This is a genomic window from Streptomyces albireticuli (assembly GCF_002192455.1).
GTDB lineage: Bacteria > Actinomycetota > Actinomycetes > Streptomycetales > Streptomycetaceae > Streptomyces > Streptomyces albireticuli_B.
Window position 1 is genome coordinate 6,578,420 of record NZ_CP021744.1, and the last position, 16,917, is coordinate 6,595,336.

The following is a 16,917-nucleotide window of genomic DNA, read 5'->3' on the forward strand; positions in this document are numbered from 1 at the left end:
GATCACAGCGCCCGCCCCGGCCGCCGGGGCACCCGCTGAGTACCGTGAGCGGGTGCCCAAGGACCAGAACACGTTCCCCCGCGACGCCTCCGCCGCCCTCGCGGCCTGGGGGCGTCGCGCCGCCTCGCGGGCCGTGCACCGGGGCTGGCGGTGGGTCCAGCAGGCGGGCGCGGTGACCGCGGACCGCCCCGGCCCGTACCGCTTCCGCAGGATCGGCACCGGCACCCGGCTCGCCTTCCCGCTGGGCACGGTCTTCGGCGAGCGGTGGATCGAACTGGGCGACCACTGCATCATCGGCGAACAGGTCACCCTGACCGCCGGCATGATGCCGGGCCTCGACCTCGGCCCGGACCCCGTGCTGCGGCTCGGCAACGGCGTGGTCCTCGGCCGGGGCAGCCACGTGGTCACCTCCGCGCCGGTCACCTTCGGCGACGACGTCTTCTGCGGCCCCTACGTCTACGTCACCAGCGACAACCACTCCTACGACGACCCCGACCAGCCGATAGGCCGGCAGTGGCCGCGCAGCGCGCCCGTCACCATCGGCTCCGGGAGCTGGCTGGGCACCGGCGCGGTGATCCTGCCGGGCGCCCGGCTCGGCCGGAACGTCGTGGTCGCGGCCGGGTCGGTCGTCCGCGGCGAGGTCCCCGACCACGCGGTGGTCGCGGGCGCCCCGGCGAAGATCGTCCGCCGCTGGGACGCGGAGGGCGGCTGGGTGCCACCACTGCGGACGCCGGCCCCGCTGCCGGTTCCCGGCGGGGTGACGCACGAGGAACTGCTGTCGGTGGTCGACCTGCCGGCGGAGCCGGGGGACTGAGACGGCCCGCGTCTCTCTGCTCCCGGCCACCGCTGGGCCGCCCCGCGGGGTTCCCCGGACGGGACCGGCCCTCGGGCCCAGCTCGTCGAGGGCCACGGCCCCCGCCGCCGCGCCCGCCCGTCTTACGGACGCTCAGACCCGCCGCCCCACATGCACCGTCAGCGCCTCCAGGCAGAACACGTCCGCGCGCTTCCGCACACCCGCCTCCGACTCCTCGTCCAGCAGCCGGTCCAGGACTTCCAGGTCGTCCGCCGGCAGCACGTCGGCGAGACCCTCCCGCGCGCGGTTCAGCCGGTCGTACGCGTACCCGCGGCCGAGGTCGTCGAGCGGCGCGGGCGCGTCCACCAGGAACGTACGGCTGCCGGCCGGGGTGAGGCCGGCCGCGGTGAAGAGGGCCGGCCAGTCCTCCGTCACCGCGACGGAGCCCGGCAGCCCGGCGCGCATCGCGGCGAACACGTTCTCCATGCCCGCCTCCAGCCGGGCCTGGAGCCCCGGCCGGCCCATGCCGATGTCCCGGGGCAGGAAGCGCGGGCCGAGGCCGCCCTCGACGACGGCCAGCAGCCCGCCGGGGCGCAGCGAGCGGCCGATCGCGGCCAGGGCGGCCGTCTGGTCGCCGAGGTGGTGGACGACCTGGCCGGCCCAGATCAGGTCCGCCGCGCCGAGCGGCTCCAGCCCGTCCGGCAGGTCGGCGCGGTGGGTGGTCACCCGGCCGGCCAGGCCCTCGCCGGCGGCCAGTCCGGCGGCCCGGGCGAGCAGCCCCGGCGCCGCGTCGACGGCGACGACGCCGGCCCGCGGGAACCGGCGGGCGAGGACGAGGGAGGCGACGCCCGGCCCGCTGCCGACGTCGAGGACGCGCCGGACCTCGCCGTCCGCGGTGGCGGCCAGCCAGTCGGCCGCCCCTTCCAGGAAGGGGGTCCGTACCCGCGCCGAGCGCTCCAGCTGATCGCCGATGGCCGCCCAGTCGAGGTCCTCGGTGCGGTGTCCGCAGTGGTGTCCCGGGCCGGGTCCCGCGTGGTGCGCGGTGGGGTGCCCGGCCTGGTGCGTGGTGTGGTGTGTGGTCATGGGCCGCAGCCTGCGCCCGTCGGTGCGGGACCGGCAACGTTTGTTGCCGTTTCCGGGACGGCGCGGTGAACTGGGCGCATGGCACACCCACCCGAGATCGCCGAGACCCTGTCCGAGGTCGGCCCCCGGCTCCGCCGCCTCCGTACCCGGCGGGGCGTCACCCTGGCCGCGCTGGCCGAGACCACCGGCATCTCCAAGAGCACCCTGTCCCGCCTGGAGTCCGGGCAGCGCAGGCCGAGCCTCGAACTCCTGCTGCCCCTCGCCCGGGCGCACCAGGTGCCGCTCGACGAGCTGGTGGGTGCGCCGGAGTCCGGTGATCCGCGGGTCCGCCTCACGCCCCGGGAGGTGAACGGCACGACCGTGGTGCCGCTGAGCAGCCGGCCCGGCCCGCTCCAGGCCCTCAAGATCGTCATCCCGGGGGACCGGTGCCGGCCGGACCCGCGGGTCCACGAGGGCTACGAGTGGCTGTACGTCCTCTCCGGCCGGCTGCGTCTGGTGCTCGGCGACCACGACGTGACCCTGGGGCCGGGCGAGGCCGCCGAGTTCGACACCCGGCTGCCGCACTGGTTCGGCAGCGCGGGCGGGGAGCCCGTGGAGATCCTCAGTCTGCTGGGCCGCCAGGGCGAGCGGATGCACGTACGGGCCAGGCCCCGTCCTGGCGGGGATCCGGGCCGGGAGCCTGGCCGGGGAGGCTCCCGGGGCTGAGCGCCGCCCGGCGGGAGACGTCGAGGGACAGGGCGAGGGAGTGCTCGGCGAACCCGAGGCCGCGGTAGAGGGGCTCGGCGTCCTCGGTCGCGTGCAGGTCCACGCGGGTCACGCCCCGCGCGGCGAACCAGTCGAGCAGCGCCTCCGTCGTCGCCCGCGCCATGCCGCGGCCCCGGTAGCGGGGGTCGGTGCACACGGTGAAGACGAATCCGAACAGGCCGGCCGGGTGCCCGGGCGCGGGCAGCCGCTCCTCGACGCACCCCACGGCGCACGCCGCGAGGTGGGCCGGCCCGGCCGCGTCCCCGTCGACGACGAACGCCCCCAGCCGGGGCACCGCCTCCGACAACTGCCGGCGGGCGGTCTCCCGCGCCGCGTCCTCCCAGTCGCCGGGGGAGTCCGCGCCGCTCATGGCGGCGAACATCAGGCGGCGCAGCCGGACGATCTCGGCGGCGTCCTCGGGCCGGGCGAATCGAGTCGTGATCATGGCCTGATGCTAGGAGGAACCGGCCCGCCCGGCGGCCCGGGGGCGGGCCCCCGGGAACGGGAGAGGGGCGGGCGGCGGAGAGCCCCCGCCGCACGCGAACTACGCTGGGCGGATGCAGGAGCAGTACCGCACGGTCACACGCGAAGGCGTGCACGAGATCGAGATCAACAAATCGCGCTTCCTCTGCGCCCTCGCCCCCGCCGCGACCGAGGAGGAGGCCCAGGCCTTCATCGCCCGGGTCCGGAAGGAGCACCCCACCGCCCGCCACCACTGCTTCGCCTACGTCCTCGGCGCCGACGGCTCCGTACAGAAGGCGAGCGACGACGGCGAGCCCGGCGGCACCGCCGGCGTGCCCATGCTCCAGATGCTGCTGCGCCGCGAGGTCCGGTACGTCGTCGCCGTCGTGACCCGCTACTTCGGCGGGGTCAAGCTCGGCGCGGGCGGCCTCATCCGGGCGTACGGAGGGGCCGTCGGCGAGGCGCTCGACGTGCTCGGCACGGTCACCCGGCAGCGGTTCCGGCTGGCCACGGTTACCGTCGACCACCAGCGCGCCGGCAAGCTGGAGAACGACCTGCGGGCGACCGGGCGGGCCGTGCGCGAGGTGGCCTACGGGGCGGAGGTGCGCATCGAGATCGGCCTGCCGGAGGCGGACGTCGAGGGCTTCCGGGCCTGGCTCGCGGACACCACCGCCGGTACGGCCGCCCTCACGCTCGGCGGCGAGGCGTACGGCGACGCCTGACGTGGTCGTCCGACGGACGCGGTCAGATGTAGTCCTCCAGCCGGGCCAGGGCGAAGCCCTGCTCCGTGACCTCGCGCAGCACCAGGCGCAGCATGTCCGTGATGGGCGCCCCCCAGGTGTGGGGGCCGTTGAAGTGGCTGAGGATGATGTCGCCGGGCTGGAACTTCGCCTCGGCGTCCCGGTACTCCATCCGGTCCGGGAAGGCCTCCTCGGTCCACAGCGGCGCGGCGCGGGCGCCGCACTCCTCGGCGACGAGCAGGGTGTCCTCGTCGTAGTCGCCGAAGGGCGGCCGGAAGAGCCAGGGGCGGACGCCGATCTCCTCTTCGAGGACGTCCTGCTGGCCGCATATCTCGTCGTACTGCTCGTCGGCCGTCAGCGTGGTCATCTGCGGGTGGGTGAGGGTGTGGTTCTGCACCGGGACGCCCAGCGCGTGCAGATCGCGGAAGTAGCCGTAGTCGCTCGCCGCGGACTCGTCCGTGAGGAAGGCGCTGAGCGGCACCTTCAGCTCCCGCACCATGTCCAGGAAGCTGTGGTCCTTCGCGGCCCCGTCGTCCACGGTCAGGAAGACGACCTTGTCCGTGGTGGGTACGCGCGCGAAGACGGGTATCAGGTCCGGCCCTCGGTCGGCCCACTCCGGGGTCTCCGGCCGCAGCTTCTCCTTGGGCGGCGGCGGGGCCATGAGCGGCGGCCGCTCCAGGCCCCACTTCTTCGCGGCGGCCGTCCGCTGCTGGAGCGCGGGGCCCATGCCGGCGAGGGCCCGCCCGTCCTCGGAGTCCCGCGGGACCCAGTGGGTACAGGCGCCGCCGGTGAGGACGAGGAGCAGGGGAAGCAGCCGGGCGAGGTGCCGGCGCCGGCGGCCGCGCGGACGGGGCGCACGGGACCCACGGCAAGGACGACGTATGAGGCGCATATTCCGGATCCTGGCAGCGGACCACGGCCCCCGCGCGCCCGGTTCACCCATCGGGGGCGGCGGCCCCGGCCGGGGCCGCCGCCCCGTCGTGTCACCCGGTCTCGAACGTCACCCCGGCGGCGAGCCCGGCGGTGATGTCGTCGATGTCGTCGGGGGATTCGCTGCCCGCGACGAAGACGGCCGAGCGGTTGAAGGAGTCCTTCACCTCGCCGATCACGTCGCCCGGCGCCACATGGAGGTGGGCGGCGATGACGGCCGGATGGCGGGTCAGCTCCTCCCAGCCGCGCACGGCGCGCAGCCGCCCGGCGGGCGCGAAGAGGAACTCGACGCGCGCGGCGCCCGAGGGCGCGGGCACCGGCCGCGGGGTGCGGCCGAGGAGGTCGTCGACGAGGGTGCCGTAGAGCTCCAGACCCGGCCGGGTGTGCTCGACGAGGGCGTGGATGTAGTCACCGGCGCCCCGGCAGTGGAACTCGCCGAGGACGACCCCGGAGGCGGTCACCCAGAGCTCGATGTGGAAGATGCCGTGCGTGACGCCGATCGCGGTCAGCGCCCGCTCCACCGTGTCCCGGGCCTCGTCGGCCGTCGTCTTGTCCAGTCCGGACGGCACCTGCTGGCTGGTGGAGATGAACCCGTCGGTGACGCGCTTACGGGTCAGGGCGAGGACCTGCGGCACCCCGCCCAGCACGATCCCCTCCGCCGAGTACTCGTCGCCCTCCACGAAGGTCTCGACCAGGAAGCACGAGGAGGGCGGCTCCAGCGGGCTCATCGCCGGAGCGGGTTCGGCCAGCTTCCGCAGCGCCGCGTCCAGTTCGCGGGGGCGCTCGATCCGGGTCACGCCGATGCTGGCGAGGCCGTCCCGGGGCTTGACGATCCAGGGGCCGGGACCGGTCTCGCGCAGGAAGCGCTCGGCCTCCTCCGCGCTCCGGCACACCGCGGACTCCGGCTGCGGGAAACCTGCCTCGCGCAGCCGCCGGCGGCACAGGTCCTTGCGGCGCACGCGCAGGACCGCCTCCGGGTCGTTGCCCGCCAGCCCCAGCTCCCGGGCCACCACCGCCGTCGGGAGCACCGACAGCTCCCGTACGGTGAGCACCGCGTCGACCGGCGGCCGGGTGGCGGCGGCCCAGGCCCGGCAGGCCTCGGCGTCGTGCACGTCCAGCGCCACCACGTCGTCGACGAGCGCCAGTTCCTCCGCGGGTGCCGCGCGCAGCGCCTCGGGGGTGTCGGCGCCCAGCACGCGCACCCCCCGCCGCCGCGCCTGTGTGCTCAGCCGCCGGATCTGGTCCCGGCCCCAGGCCGGCATCCCGGCGTTGCCCAGAACGAGGAGCGTCGCATCTGCCATATCGGCCAACCCTCTTCCTCCAGCTGTCCAGGTGACGAAGAGTAGCGGCTCGTGCGCACGGTGGAGGGGAGCCGGCCCCCGGGCGTCCGGGTGACGGGGCCCGGCCTGTTCCTGACGGCCCCTTGACGGTCAATCGGCCAGGGGCCGGACTACGCCCATTGACAACTACAACGAATGCTCTGACCCTTGGCGTGGGCCGTCCTGTGCCGACGCCCTTGGTCATTCATGACCTGTCATTCAGCGATTCATTCAACGATGGAATTCCCACCCATGAAGCTCGCCGCTCCATTGAGTCATGCTCTGGAGGCGCCATGGCACTGTCGATCTCGCCGCGATCCCCCTCAGATTTCCTAGGCGCAGCCGAGACCGAGATAGCCGGGGTGGAGAGAGATCTCTTCCGCAGACTCGAAATGCTGACCGACGACGGAGATCTCGTCGTGGTGGCGGGCATGGTCGCGGCGGGCAAGGCCGGCCCCGCCGTCCTCGACGCGCTGACCGCGGACACCTCCGGCGGCCCGCGCCCCTTCGATCCGGGCCGGTACGGCATTCCGCCCGGGGAGTTCTCCCGCTTCCAGCGGCTCTGGTACCACTTCAAGGTCCCCTACGCGCGGGCCTCGCTGGTCTGGTGGTACGTCTTCTGCCTGGCGCTCCGGCGCGACGACCGGGTGGACCGCGCCCTGCTCCGGATGACGGAGCGGCTCGGCCTCCTGGCCGGTGACACCGCGGCCGCCCTGCCGCGCGCCGCGGGGGTGCTCGGGCTCGCCCCCGGCACCGTGGTCGTCACGGACGGGGAGAGCGCGGACACCGGAGCCCTGACCGCCGCCGTCCGGCTGCGGGCCCCGCTCCTCGCCGTCGCCGACGTCACGGCCGCCCGTGAGGCGGGCCGCGCGCGCGGCGTCGACGTCAGGACCGCCGCCGCGCCCCGGCCCGAGGGCCCCGGGCTGTGGCTCGGCCCGCCGCCCGCCCTGGGCCACCTGCCGCGGACCGCGGCGCTGGCCTGGGCGGCGCTGGCCGCCCAGGAGCGGGACGAGCTGCTCGCCACCTTCGAACGGCGGGTCTCCTCCATCGAGCGGGTCAGGTTCCTGGCCGACGAGACGCCCGTCGACAACCGCGGCGTCGTCGCCCTGGTCGCCGAGTGCCGGAAGGTGCCGGTCGAGGACTGGCCAGACACCTCCCTCGTGCTGATGACCGTGCTGTGGTGCTGGCAGGAGGCCGGCTTCGTCCTCCAGGAGCTGAACCAGTCCTTCCTCTCCTTCCCCGCGCTCGCCCTGTTCCTGGTGCGCAAGTCCCGGGAGTACGCCGCCCGGCTGCCGGACGGCGCGCCCGGCGACCCGGCCGCCGGCGCCGGCCGGGACCCCGAGGGGGTCGTCGGCCTGGCCCGCGGGCTCGGCCGGCTGCGCGCCGCGGTCGAGCGGCGGTACGAACGCTGCCTGCATTTCGACGGCAGCAACTGGGAACGCCGCGAGTTCCTGCTGCCGCTCTCCGAATACCGGCGCGTCCGGCCCGTACCGGAGGAATTATGCGCCCATCTGCATGACCGGATCGGCGTCGAACTCCCCGGCCGCAGTGGTATTCCGGCCGAATGGGACCGCTTCCTGGAACTGGCTCTGGAGGCGGGCAGCAGCCCCACCCGGGTCATCCAGGAAATAGCCCACTGGGCGGCCGACGCCCCGGACCTTCCGGTGGATCTCGCCATCTTCACCGTGCCGCACGGCCGGAAACTCGATCAGCCGTGGACCATGGAGTTCACCGACCTGTTCTGCTATACGGGCTTCCGCACCGGATTCCGCCCCGAGGACTTCGGGATAGCGGCGAACCGGGTGCTGATGTACAACGTCATCGCCCAGCGCATGCGCTACAACGCGGTGAAGAAGGCCCAGAACTACGCGCCCGTCATGCGGTTCCCGCCCCAGGGGTTCAACCTCCCCGACATCGCCGTCGCGGAGGACGCCAACCACGGCGGCCACACCGCCGCCGGCATCCGGCTCGCCTGCCGGCTCCCGATCACCGTCACGCGCGGTGGCACCGACTGGAACGGCCTGGCGGACGTCCGCCTGAACCGCTCCGCGTACCACCGGGACAACCGCTTCCTGCCCCGCGACATGATCCTCGGCCACCGCTACACCCAGTGGGCCAAGGGCGTCGCCGACGCGACGTACCGCAGGGGCCTGCACTTCGAGGAGAAGTGGACCGACAAGGTCAAGGATCTCGACATCTGACCACCGGCCGGCCGGATCCGGCCGGACCCGACCGCCGCCGGCCGTGACCGGCCCGGGGACGCACGAGGGACGCATGAGCGACAGGACCCACGGCTCCATCGAGGAACTGCCGGGCGGGGCCACCCTGGCGGTGCGGGTGGGCGACCGCACCGTCACGGTGCCCGCCCGCTGCCCGCACCGCGGCGCCCCCCTGGTGAAGGGCGTCGTCACCGGCACCTTCCTGGAATGCCCCTGGCACGGCGCCACCTTCGACCTGCGCACCGGGTGCAGGGTGCGCGGGCCCCAGTGCGCCGACCTGGCGATCGCCGGGGACGGACCGGACGGGGCCGGGCGACCAGGGACCGGGTGACCGGCCGGCGGCCCGGGGCAAGGGCCGCTCACCGAGGAGAGGACCGCACGTGACGTATGTGATCACCCAGCCCTGTATCGACGTCAAGGACGGCGCCTGCGTCGACGTCTGTCCCGTGGACTGCATCGGGGGTGAGAACGAGGACCGGCAGTTCTACATCGACCCCGAGCGGTGCGTGGACTGCGACCTCTGCGCCACCGTGTGCCCCGTCGACGCGATCTTCAGGGAGGAGGAACTGCCACCGGAGTGGGAGCACTTCACGACGGTCAACGCCGAGTACTTCACGGAGAGCGGGAAGGACGGGGCGTCGTGAGCGGGGGCCTGGAGCGTCCGGGGCAGGAAGAGCTGTCCATCGTCCGGTGGGCGGCCGCCACGATCGGCGACACCGCCACCTCGCTGCACATCCCGCACGACGAGCGCCCGGTGCCCATGCACGGCGCCGCCGCCAGCGGGCTGGGCCTGGTGAGCAACGGCACCATCGGGGCGGACATCATCCGCCTCCCCGCCGGCGCCGGGTTCCCCCCGCACACCCACCCCGGCCACCACGTGCTCGTGGTCCTCGGCGGGGAGGGCACGATCACCTACAACGGCCGGGTGCACCGCACCGCGGCCGGTGAGATCTACCTCGTGGAGGGCGCGGTCTCGCACGCGGTCGGCGCCCTGACGGACCATGTGATCCTCGCGATCGGCGCCCCGCACATGCCGGTCGACTCCGACCGCCGGATGGAGGTCGTGGCCTACGAGGAGGTGCTGAGCGAGATCGGCGGCCTGCACTGCCTGATCTGCGACAGCAAGTCCCAGCCGCCCGACTACCTGCACGACGTCGGGTGCGCGCACTGCCCGTGCCAGTCGTGCGCGCGGGCGGACCACGCGCGGCACTGAACCGCGGCCCCCCCGCCCGCCCCGAGCCGCGGCCCGACGCGGCCGCGCGCCGACACCGGGAGCACACACCATGGCACTCTCCCGCTACCACGCCCCCATCTCCCACCCCGGCCTGACCGCCCTCAAGAAGCGCATCGAACCCGTCCGCACCGAGGTCGTCCGCCACCCCGTCTACCGCGCCGTCACCACCGCGTCCGCCGCGCGCGTCTTCATGGAGCACCACGTCTTCGCCGTCTGGGACTTCATGTCGCTGCTCACCAGCCTCCAGCGGCTCCTCACCTGCGTCCGCGTGCCCTGGGTCCCCGAGGGCCCGGCGGCCGGCCGGCGGCTGATCAACGAGATCGTCCTGGTGGAGGAGAGCGACGAGCTCGGGGACGGCTACCTCAGCCACTTCGAGCTCTACCGCGCCGGCATGGCCGACGCGGGCGCCGACACCGGGCCGATCGACTCCTTCGTCCAGGCCCTGCGCGAGGGCGTCCCCGTCACCAAGGCCCTGGAGGAGGCCGGGGCGCCCCGGGCCTCCGCCGACTTCCTCGCGGCCACCTGGAGCGTGCTGGAGCACGAGCCCGTGCACTGCCAGGCGGCCGTCTTCGCCTTCGGCCGGGAGGACCTGATCCCCGAGATGTTCGAACAGGTCGTCCGCATCGAGGACCCGCACGCCACCCTGACCCGCTTCAAGGACTACCTGGCCCGCCACATCGAGGTCGACGCCGACGAACACACCCCGATGGCCATGCACCTGCTCGTGGAACTGTGCGGTGACGACCCCGGCCGGTGGGACGAGTGCGCCCACGCCGCCGAGGACGCCCTCCGCGCCCGCGCCCGCCTGTGGACCGCCGTCCTCGACGCGGTCCGCGACACCGACCGCACCGGCGGCGGGCCCGCGCCCCGACGATGAACCCCGTCCCCCAGGGGGTGCGCCGGCCCGGCCGGCGCGCCCCCGCCCCCTTTCTGGAGGCCGAGACCGTGCTCACCGACCCGAGGAACGGCCGCGACCGGCTGCGCCCCACCGTCTCCGGCCGGCGCGCCGTCGACGCGGCCGTCCGCGCCGCCCGTGCCGCGCTCCCCGCCTGGGCCGGGCTGACGACGGGCGAGCGGTCCCGCCGGCTGCTGCGCCTGGCCTCGGCCATGGAGGACGACGCCGAGCGGTTCGTCCGCGCGGAGCGGGCCGGCACCGGCAAGCCCGCCGCCGAGGCGGCGGGCGAGCTCGAACAGTGCGTCGACCTCGTCCGGTTCTACGCCGGCGCCGTCCGCGCCGACCTCGCCCCCGGCGGCGGGCACCGGCTGCCCGGCCGGGAGAGCTGGGTGCGCTGGGAGCCGCTCGGCGTCGTCGCCGCGGTCGTCCCCTGGAACTACCCGCTCCTGATGGCGGTGTGGCGGTTCGCGCCCGCCCTCGCGGCCGGCAACACCGTCGTCCTCAAGCCGGCCGGCACCACCCCGGACAGCGCGCTGCTGGCCGCCGCGCACGCCCGCGAGACCCTGGGCGCCGACGTCCTCACCGCGCTGCCCGGCGGCCGTACCACCGGCCGGCTGCTCGTCGGCCACGACGGCGTGGACGGCATCGCCTTCACCGGCAGCCGCGCGGGCGGCCTGGACGTCGCGGCCCGCGCCGGGCTGCGCAAGGTGAGCCTGGAGCTCGGCGGCAACTGCGCGGCGCTCGTCCTCCCCGACGCCCCCGGGTACACCTACGAGCGGCTGGTGCGCGCCGTCACCTACAACGCCGGCCAGAGCTGCGCCGCCCCCGCGCGGGTGCTGACGCTCCGGGAGTCCTACGAGCGGACGGTCGCCGGTCTCGCCACGGCGATGGGGCGGCGGCGGGCCGGCCGGGACTTCGGCCCGCTCAACAACCCCGAGCAGCTCAAGCGCTTCGACGGGATCGTCGACGCCAGCCGGGCCGGCGCCCGGTACGCGGGCGACGTCGCCACGGCCGAGGACGAGAGCGGCGGCTACTGGCGGCCCGGCACGATCCTCGCCGACCTGCCGGACGACGACCCGGCCGTCCTGGAGGAGGTCTTCGGGCCGGTGCTCACCGTCCAGGCCTTCGACGGCCCGGACGCGCTGGTCGAGGCCGCCAACGGGGTGCCGCACGCGCTGGCCGCCAGCGTGTGGGGCCGGGCCGTGCCGGAGGTGCTCGGCCTCGCCACCCGGCTGGACGCGGGGGAGGTGTGGGTCAACTGCCACCTGGAACAGACCGGGGAGCTGCCGCACGGCGGGCGCCGGCAGTCCGGCAACGGCACGGACCTGAGCGTGCTGGCCGTCACCGAGTACCAGCGGCCCAAGACCGTGACCGTCAGCCTGGAGGAGTGACGGCGGAGTGACGGCGGAGCGGCCGGGCCGTCACGGGTGCGTGGCGGCCTCCGCGCCGTCGAAGCGGGCGAGGACGTAGAGCGCCTCGCCGGTCAGCTCGCTCGCGGCGGCGGCCGTGTTGTCGTACATGGCGAGCACGGTGAACCCGTGTGCCGTCAGATAGCCCTCCAGCTCCTTGGGGAAGAGCAGCCGGAACCGCACGTGGTCCCGCAGCGGCGGTCGGCCGGGGATGCGCCAGTCGCGGGTGCGGACCAGGAGCTGGTTGCGGCGGTCGAGGCGGTAGTCGGCCTCGGCCGTGGCCCGGAACGCGGGGGTGTCGATGGTGAAGCGCTGCTGGAAGGCGTGCCCCTCGGGGGTGGCGATGGCGTTGGGCACGTGCAGGAACAGCAGGGTGCCGGGCGCGGAGTGCGCCGCGTAGGCCGCCATCGCGCGGTGCAGGTCGGCGTTGCTGTGGATGTTGGAGAGCGCCCAGCCCAGACAGGTGACGGCGGCGAACGTCCGGCCGAGGCGCAGCGCGCGCATGTCGCCGACGCGGAAGTCCAGTCCGGGCCGGCGGCCCCGGGCGAAGGTGACCATGGCGTCCTGGTAGTCGACGCCGACGCAGTCGTAGCCCGCTTCCGTGAAGTACTCCAGGTGCCGGCCGGTGCCGCAGCCGATGTCGAGCAGGGTGCCGGGCGCCGGGGCGCCGTGCTCGGCGAAGAGCCGCCGGCACATGCCCGGGATGTCCGTCTCGGTGTCGGGGTAGATCTCCTCGTACAGCTCCGGGTGGTCGTAGAGCAGGTTGCTGAGCAAGGGGTCCATGAGGTTCCCTCCGCGGGCCCGTGGTGCCGGTGCGTCGCCGGCGCCCTGCCCGGCGGCCGCCGGTCGCGGTTCAGTCGGTGTCGAAGATGATCCGTGAGGCGAGGGACGTGGCCAGGGTGTCGACGCCGTCGGGGGTGCCGGAGACGGCGACGAAGACGCCCGAGCGGGTGTAGGAGTCGTTCGCCCGGCCGATGAGGTCGCCGGGAGCGACCTGGAGGTGCGCGGCGACGACGGCGGGGTGCCGGGCGACCTCCTCCCAGCCGCGCACGGCGCGCAGCCGCCCGGCGGGGGCGAGGAGGAACTCGGCGCGGGCGCTGCCGGCCGGTTCGGGGACGGGCCGGGGGGCGTCGCCGAGCAGGTCGTCGAGGAGCGCGCCGTAGAGCTCCAGGCCGGGCCGGGTGTGTTCGACGAGGGCGTGGATGTAGTCGCCGCCGCCGCGGTCGTGGAGCTCGCCGAGGACGATCCCCGAGGCGGTCACCCAGAACTCGACGTGGAAGATGCCGCGGGTGACGCCCACGGCGGTCAGCGCGCGGCCGACGGCGGCGCGGGCGGCGGCGGCCGTCGGCCCGTCGAGCCCGGCCGGCACCCGCTGGCTGACCTCGACGAACCCGTCGGCCGTGCCCTTGCGGGTGAGCGCGAGGACCTGGGGTTCGCCGCCCACCACGACGCCTTCCGCCGAGTACTCGGCGCCCTCCACGAAGGTCTCGGCCAGGAAGTACGGGGACGGTGGCAGCGGGCCCATGGCCGGGGGCGGCGCGGCGAACCGGGCGAGGGCGGCGGGCAGTTCCCGGGGGTCGTCGACGCGTGAGACGCCGATGCCGGCCAGGCCGTCCCGGGGTTTGACGATCCAGGGGCCCGGGCCGGTGTCGCGCATGAAGCGCCCGGCGTCGGCCGCGTCGCGGCACAGGGCGGTGCGCGGCTGGGGGAACCCGGCCTCGCGCAGCCGGCGGCGGCACAGGTCCTTGTTGCGGACGCGCCGGACGGCCTCGGGGTCGTTGCCGGGGAGGCCCAGCGCCCGGGCGGTCAGGGCCGCCGGGAGGACCGAGAGCTCCCGGATCGTCAGCACCGCGTCGACGGCCGGGCGGCCGGCCGCCCAGGCCCGGCAGGCGTCGCCGTCGTAGACGTCGAGTGCCACCACCTCGTCGACGAGGGAGAGCTCCTCGGGTGCCGCCCGCCGCAGGTTGGCGGCGGTGTCGGCGCCCAGCAGGCGCACCCCCCGGCGCCGGGCCTGCTCGCTGAGCCGCCGGATCTGGTCCCGGGCCCAGGGCGTCGTCGCGGTGTTGCCCATGACGAGGAGCGTCGCCTCCGACACGTCCCCACTCCCTCCGCTCGCGCTTCCGGATCGGGCACACCGAGTATGGCCCAGCCGCCCGCGCGCGGCGAGGGCCCCGGCGGTCCCGGCCGTCCCTAAATCAAACTAGACCAAATGGTGTTTATTTGGACATATCGATTGTTTCGATCTTTCCGGGCGTCAAGCATGGGGTGACGTGACCGAAACGACTGACACGTCCGACGCGCCTGACGGCGCGTGCGAGAAGCCCGGCGCCGCCCCGGCCGTACGATCCGTCAGGCCCGCCGATCCCCGCCGGATGCGCGCGCTCCTGCCCGACCTGACGCCCTGGCGGGCCTCCCGCGACTTCCGGCTGCTGTGGCTGGCGGGCCTGGTGACGGTCTTCGGCAGCTTCCTGACGTTCGTCGCGGTGCCCCTCCAGCTCAAGGAGCTGACCGGCTCGGCCCTCGCGGTCGGCGCGGTCGGCGCCGCCGAGCTCGTCCCCCTGATCGTCTGCGGACTGTACGGCGGCGCGCTCGCCGACGCCCTCGACCGCCGGCTGCTGATCCTCTGGACCGAGGCCGGCCTCGGCGTCCTGACCTGCGTCCTGTTCCTCAACACCCTGCTGCCGCGGCCGCTGGTCTGGCCGCTGTACGTGGTGGCCGCGCTCGTCAGCGCGCTGACCGGGCTTCAGCGCCCCGCGCTCCAGGCGATGGTGCCCAGGATCGTCCGCCACGAGCAGCTGCCCGCCGCCACCACCCTCAACCACATGCGCTGGCAGGTCGGCGCGATCGCCGGCCCCTCCCTGGCCGGGGTGATCATCACCTTCGCCGGGGTCCGCCCCGCCTACGCCCTGGACGCCGCGACCTACGCCCTCTCGGCGGCCCTCACCCTCGGCCTGGCCCCCTCACCCGCCGCGCCCGGCGCCGCGCGGCCCTCGCTGCGGGGCGTCCTGGAAGGCGCCCGCTACGCCTGGGGCCGCACGGAACTGCTCGGCACCTACACGGTCGACCTGGCGGCGATGTTCTTCGCCTACCCGACGGCCGTGTTCCCCTTCCTCGCGGACGACCTGGGCGCGCCCTGGGCGCTCGGCCCGATGTACGCGGCCGGCGCGGTCGGCTCCCTGGTGGTCAGCCTGACCAGCGGCTGGGCCTCCCGCGTCCACCGGCACGGCCGGATGGTGGCCGGCTCGGCGCTCGGCTGGGGCCTCGCGATGACGCTGGCGGGCTGGGCGCACGACGTCTGGCTGGTGCTGCTGTGCCTCGCGGCTGCCGGCGGCTGCGACATAGTGAGCGGCCTCTTCCGCTCGACCATGTGGGACCAGAGCATCCCGGACGAACTGCGCGGCAGGCTCGCGGGCATCGAGCTGCTCTCCTACTCCGTGGGCCCTCAGCTCGGCCAGGTCAGGGCGGGCGCCACGGCCGCGCTCACCGGCGCCCGCGCCTCGGTGTGGGCCGGCGGACTGGCCTGCCTGGTGTCCGTGGGGCTGCTCGCCGCCGCGCTGCCGAAGCTGCTCTCGTACGACCAGCGGACCGACGAACACGCCGTGCGCGTACGCGAACGGAGAGCGGCGGAGGCGACCGCCGTGGCCGAGGCGGCCTGACACGGAGCCGACGCCGGACCGACCCCGACCTGACGTAGACCTGACGTAAAGAAAGGGTACGCACAAATGTTTCCATTTCCGTGCAACCGCACAAGCGTGCAGGTCATCTGTAGTCACGTGACGGGAAACTCCGTCGCGCAGGGTGGGCACCGAGGCCGGGGCCCGCCGTACCGCCGCCGTAGAAAGGCCGACTCACGTGCACGTCGTATCGGGTCGACGCTCCGCCCTGATGGCAACCGCCCTCCTCGGTTCCCTGGCGCTCTCCGCCTGCTCCGGCGGTTCCGGTGGTGACTCCGCCGACGCCAAGGCCGAGGCCAAACTGACCGTCACCCCGGGCGGTGGTACGGACGTCGCGCTCGGCACCCCGATCACGGTGAAGGCCGACGGCGGCCGGATAACCAAGGTGGAGGCCAAGGACGACAAGGGCAACGAGGTCACCGGCCGGGTGGCCGAGGACGGCTCGACCTGGACCTCCGACGGCAAGGCCGGCCCGAAGACGACCTACACCGTGCGCGCCACGGCCAAGAGCGGCAAGGACGGCAAGGGCAAGGAGACCTCCTCGACCGCCACCTTCACCACGCAGCAGGCGCCCAGCGTCAACAAGCTGACGAACGCTCCGGCCAACGGCCAGACCGTCGGCACCGGCATGCCGGTCTCCATCCTCTTCGACCACCCGGTCGACAAGAGCAAGCGCGCCGACATAGAGAAGTCCCTGACGGTCAACTCCACGCCGAAGGTGGAGGGCGCCTGGGGCTGGGTCAAGGACTGGTCGGGCCAGGACCGCATCGACTGGCGGCCCAAGGACCCGTGGCCCGCCGGGACCAAGGTCAAGGTGAAGGGCCTGCTGTCCGGTGTGAACTCCGGCGAGGGCGGCTGGTTCGCGAAGAACTACGACTTCGGCTTCACCATAGGCGCCGACCACAAGGCCGTCATCGACGTCCCCTCGCACACCCTGACGATGTTCGAGGACGGCAAGCCCGTGGGCACGATCAAGGGCTCCGCCGGTTCCCCCGTCGACCCCACCCGCGGTGGCATCCACACCGTCCGCAGCAAGAACGCCGACGAGACCATGGACTCCTCCACCATCGGCCACGGCAACGAGTGGATGCTCGACTCGAAGTGGGTCACCCACCTCACCGCCTCCGGCACCTTCCTGCACTCCGCGCCCTGGAACCAGTCGATCGGCGTGGAGAACAACAGCCACGGCTGCTTCGGCATGACCACGTCGGACGCGAAGCGGGTCTACGACTTCCTGCCGATCGGCTCCACCGTCGAGGTCAAGAACACCACCAGCACCAAGGTGACGGACCCGGGGAACGGGCTGTCGGTCTGGATGGAGACGTGGGACCAGTGGCAGAAGCGGTCGGCGCTGAAGTAGCGCCGTAGGTTCCGGGCCCCGCCCCCACCACCTCGGCGCGCCGGCCGAGCACCTC

17 protein-coding genes are annotated in these 16,917 nt (G+C 74.2%); 11 read left to right on the forward strand and 6 right to left on the reverse strand.

Annotation, left to right across the window (positions count from 1 at the left end; all coding sequences use genetic code 11):
* Positions 1 to 52: 52 nt before the first annotated feature.
* Positions 53 to 814 carry an acyltransferase gene (locus SMD11_RS28530; protein ID WP_087929174.1) on the forward strand — a complete coding sequence of 254 codons (762 nt, stop codon included), beginning with the start codon at positions 53 to 55 and terminating at the stop codon, positions 812 to 814.
* Positions 815 to 946: 132 nt separating this feature from the next.
* Here SMD11_RS28530 and SMD11_RS28535 read toward each other — a convergent pair whose 3' ends face one another.
* The gene (locus tag SMD11_RS28535; protein ID WP_087929175.1) at positions 947 to 1,876 is read right to left on the reverse strand and encodes a class I SAM-dependent methyltransferase; all 930 of its coding nucleotides are present in this window, start codon (positions 1,874 to 1,876) and stop codon (positions 947 to 949) included.
* Positions 1,877 to 1,954: 78 nt separating this feature from the next.
* On the opposite strand from SMD11_RS28535, the gene SMD11_RS28540 reads away from it, so the two are divergent.
* A complete protein-coding gene (locus tag SMD11_RS28540; RefSeq protein WP_087929176.1) occupies positions 1,955 to 2,581 on the forward strand; it encodes a helix-turn-helix domain-containing protein in 627 nt (208 codons plus the stop codon).
* Here the strand turns inward: SMD11_RS28540 and SMD11_RS28545 are convergent.
* Entirely contained in the window at positions 2,478 to 3,065 is a 588-nt protein-coding gene (locus SMD11_RS28545; RefSeq protein WP_087929177.1) for a GNAT family N-acetyltransferase, read from the reverse strand. The genes SMD11_RS28540 and SMD11_RS28545 overlap by 104 nt on opposite strands.
* A 112-nt stretch (positions 3,066 to 3,177) precedes the next feature.
* On the opposite strand from SMD11_RS28545, the gene SMD11_RS28550 reads away from it, so the two are divergent.
* Positions 3,178 to 3,804 carry a YigZ family protein gene (locus tag SMD11_RS28550; RefSeq protein WP_087929178.1) on the forward strand — a complete coding sequence of 209 codons (627 nt, stop codon included), beginning with the start codon at positions 3,178 to 3,180 and terminating at the stop codon, positions 3,802 to 3,804.
* Between the two features lie 22 nt (positions 3,805 to 3,826).
* On the opposite strand, the gene SMD11_RS28555 is transcribed toward SMD11_RS28550, so the two are convergent.
* The gene (locus SMD11_RS28555; RefSeq protein ID WP_159395369.1) at positions 3,827 to 4,714 is read right to left on the reverse strand and encodes a polysaccharide deacetylase family protein; all 888 of its coding nucleotides are present in this window, start codon (positions 4,712 to 4,714) and stop codon (positions 3,827 to 3,829) included.
* 91 nt (positions 4,715 to 4,805) lie between these two features.
* Positions 4,806 to 6,053, reverse strand: coding sequence for an ATP-grasp domain-containing protein (locus tag SMD11_RS28560; RefSeq protein ID WP_087929180.1), 1,248 nt, complete (start codon positions 6,051 to 6,053; stop codon positions 4,806 to 4,808).
* Positions 6,054 to 6,463: 410 nt separating this feature from the next.
* On the opposite strand from SMD11_RS28560, the gene SMD11_RS28565 reads away from it, so the two are divergent.
* The 6 genes from SMD11_RS28565 (at position 6,464) to SMD11_RS28590 (ending at position 11,810) form a co-directional block, all read left to right on the forward strand.
* Complete coding sequence (locus tag SMD11_RS28565; RefSeq protein WP_087929181.1) at positions 6,464 to 8,272, forward strand: hypothetical protein; 1,809 nt, start codon at positions 6,464 to 6,466, stop codon at positions 8,270 to 8,272.
* 73 nt (positions 8,273 to 8,345) lie between these two features.
* Positions 8,346 to 8,621: a Rieske (2Fe-2S) protein gene (locus tag SMD11_RS28570; protein WP_087929182.1), complete on the forward strand. Its 276-nt coding sequence runs from the start codon at positions 8,346 to 8,348 to the stop codon at positions 8,619 to 8,621.
* 49 nt (positions 8,622 to 8,670) lie between these two features.
* Positions 8,671 to 8,934, forward strand: a complete 264-nt coding sequence (locus tag SMD11_RS28575; protein WP_087929183.1) for an indolepyruvate ferredoxin oxidoreductase subunit alpha — start codon at positions 8,671 to 8,673, stop codon at positions 8,932 to 8,934.
* Positions 8,931 to 9,503, forward strand: coding sequence for a cupin domain-containing protein (locus SMD11_RS28580; RefSeq protein WP_234366195.1), 573 nt, complete (start codon positions 8,931 to 8,933; stop codon positions 9,501 to 9,503). The genes SMD11_RS28575 and SMD11_RS28580 overlap by 4 nt, the downstream gene beginning before the upstream one ends.
* A 70-nt stretch (positions 9,504 to 9,573) precedes the next feature.
* Positions 9,574 to 10,401, forward strand: coding sequence for a DUF3050 domain-containing protein (locus tag SMD11_RS28585; protein WP_087929184.1), 828 nt, complete (start codon positions 9,574 to 9,576; stop codon positions 10,399 to 10,401).
* Positions 10,398 to 11,810 (forward strand): aldehyde dehydrogenase family protein, encoded by a 1,413-nt coding sequence (locus SMD11_RS28590; protein ID WP_087929185.1) that lies wholly within the window; start codon positions 10,398 to 10,400, stop codon positions 11,808 to 11,810. The genes SMD11_RS28585 and SMD11_RS28590 overlap by 4 nt, the downstream gene beginning before the upstream one ends.
* A 30-nt stretch (positions 11,811 to 11,840) precedes the next feature.
* Here the strand turns inward: SMD11_RS28590 and SMD11_RS28595 are convergent, their stop codons facing one another.
* On the reverse strand, positions 11,841 to 12,611 hold the full coding sequence (locus SMD11_RS28595; protein WP_087929186.1) for a class I SAM-dependent methyltransferase: 771 nt from the start codon (positions 12,609 to 12,611) through the stop codon (positions 11,841 to 11,843).
* 70 nt (positions 12,612 to 12,681) lie between these two features.
* Positions 12,682 to 13,923 carry an ATP-grasp domain-containing protein gene (locus SMD11_RS28600; RefSeq protein WP_087929187.1) on the reverse strand — a complete coding sequence of 414 codons (1,242 nt, stop codon included), beginning with the start codon at positions 13,921 to 13,923 and terminating at the stop codon, positions 12,682 to 12,684.
* Between the two features lie 277 nt (positions 13,924 to 14,200).
* Between SMD11_RS28600 and SMD11_RS28605 the strand changes: the two genes are divergently transcribed.
* Together SMD11_RS28605 and SMD11_RS28610 are read left to right on the forward strand one after the other, a co-directional pair.
* Entirely contained in the window at positions 14,201 to 15,484 is a 1,284-nt protein-coding gene (locus SMD11_RS28605; protein ID WP_087929188.1) for an MFS transporter, read from the forward strand.
* A gap of 229 nt (positions 15,485 to 15,713) precedes the next feature.
* The gene (locus tag SMD11_RS28610) at positions 15,714 to 16,862 is read left to right on the forward strand and encodes a L,D-transpeptidase family protein (protein ID WP_087929189.1); all 1,149 of its coding nucleotides are present in this window, start codon (positions 15,714 to 15,716) and stop codon (positions 16,860 to 16,862) included.
* Positions 16,863 to 16,917: the final 55 nt, after the last annotated feature.

Bases quoted from the DNA above. Each gene is read 5' to 3' on its own strand.
- SMD11_RS28535 (WP_087929175.1), bottom strand. From the start codon at position 1,876: ATGACCACACACCACACCACGCACCAGGCCGGGCACCCCACCGCGCAC.
- SMD11_RS28540 (WP_087929176.1), top strand. From the start codon at position 1,955: ATGGCACACCCACCCGAGATCGCCGAGACCCTGTCCGAGGTCGGCCCC.
- SMD11_RS28545 (WP_087929177.1), bottom strand. From the start codon at position 3,065: ATGATCACGACTCGATTCGCCCGGCCCGAGGACGCCGCCGAGATCGTC.
- SMD11_RS28550 (WP_087929178.1), top strand. From the start codon at position 3,178: ATGCAGGAGCAGTACCGCACGGTCACACGCGAAGGCGTGCACGAGATC.
- SMD11_RS28555 (WP_159395369.1), bottom strand. From the start codon at position 4,714: ATGCGCCTCATACGTCGTCCTTGCCGTGGGTCCCGTGCGCCCCGTCCG.
- SMD11_RS28560 (WP_087929180.1), bottom strand. From the start codon at position 6,053: ATGGCAGATGCGACGCTCCTCGTTCTGGGCAACGCCGGGATGCCGGCC.
- SMD11_RS28565 (WP_087929181.1), top strand. From the start codon at position 6,464: ATGCTGACCGACGACGGAGATCTCGTCGTGGTGGCGGGCATGGTCGCG.
- SMD11_RS28570 (WP_087929182.1), top strand. From the start codon at position 8,346: ATGAGCGACAGGACCCACGGCTCCATCGAGGAACTGCCGGGCGGGGCC.
- SMD11_RS28585 (WP_087929184.1), top strand. From the start codon at position 9,574: ATGGCACTCTCCCGCTACCACGCCCCCATCTCCCACCCCGGCCTGACC.
- SMD11_RS28590 (WP_087929185.1), top strand. From the start codon at position 10,398: ATGAACCCCGTCCCCCAGGGGGTGCGCCGGCCCGGCCGGCGCGCCCCC.
- SMD11_RS28595 (WP_087929186.1), bottom strand. From the start codon at position 12,611: ATGGACCCCTTGCTCAGCAACCTGCTCTACGACCACCCGGAGCTGTAC.
- SMD11_RS28605 (WP_087929188.1), top strand. From the start codon at position 14,201: ATGCGCGCGCTCCTGCCCGACCTGACGCCCTGGCGGGCCTCCCGCGAC.
- SMD11_RS28610 (WP_087929189.1), top strand. From the start codon at position 15,714: ATGGCAACCGCCCTCCTCGGTTCCCTGGCGCTCTCCGCCTGCTCCGGC.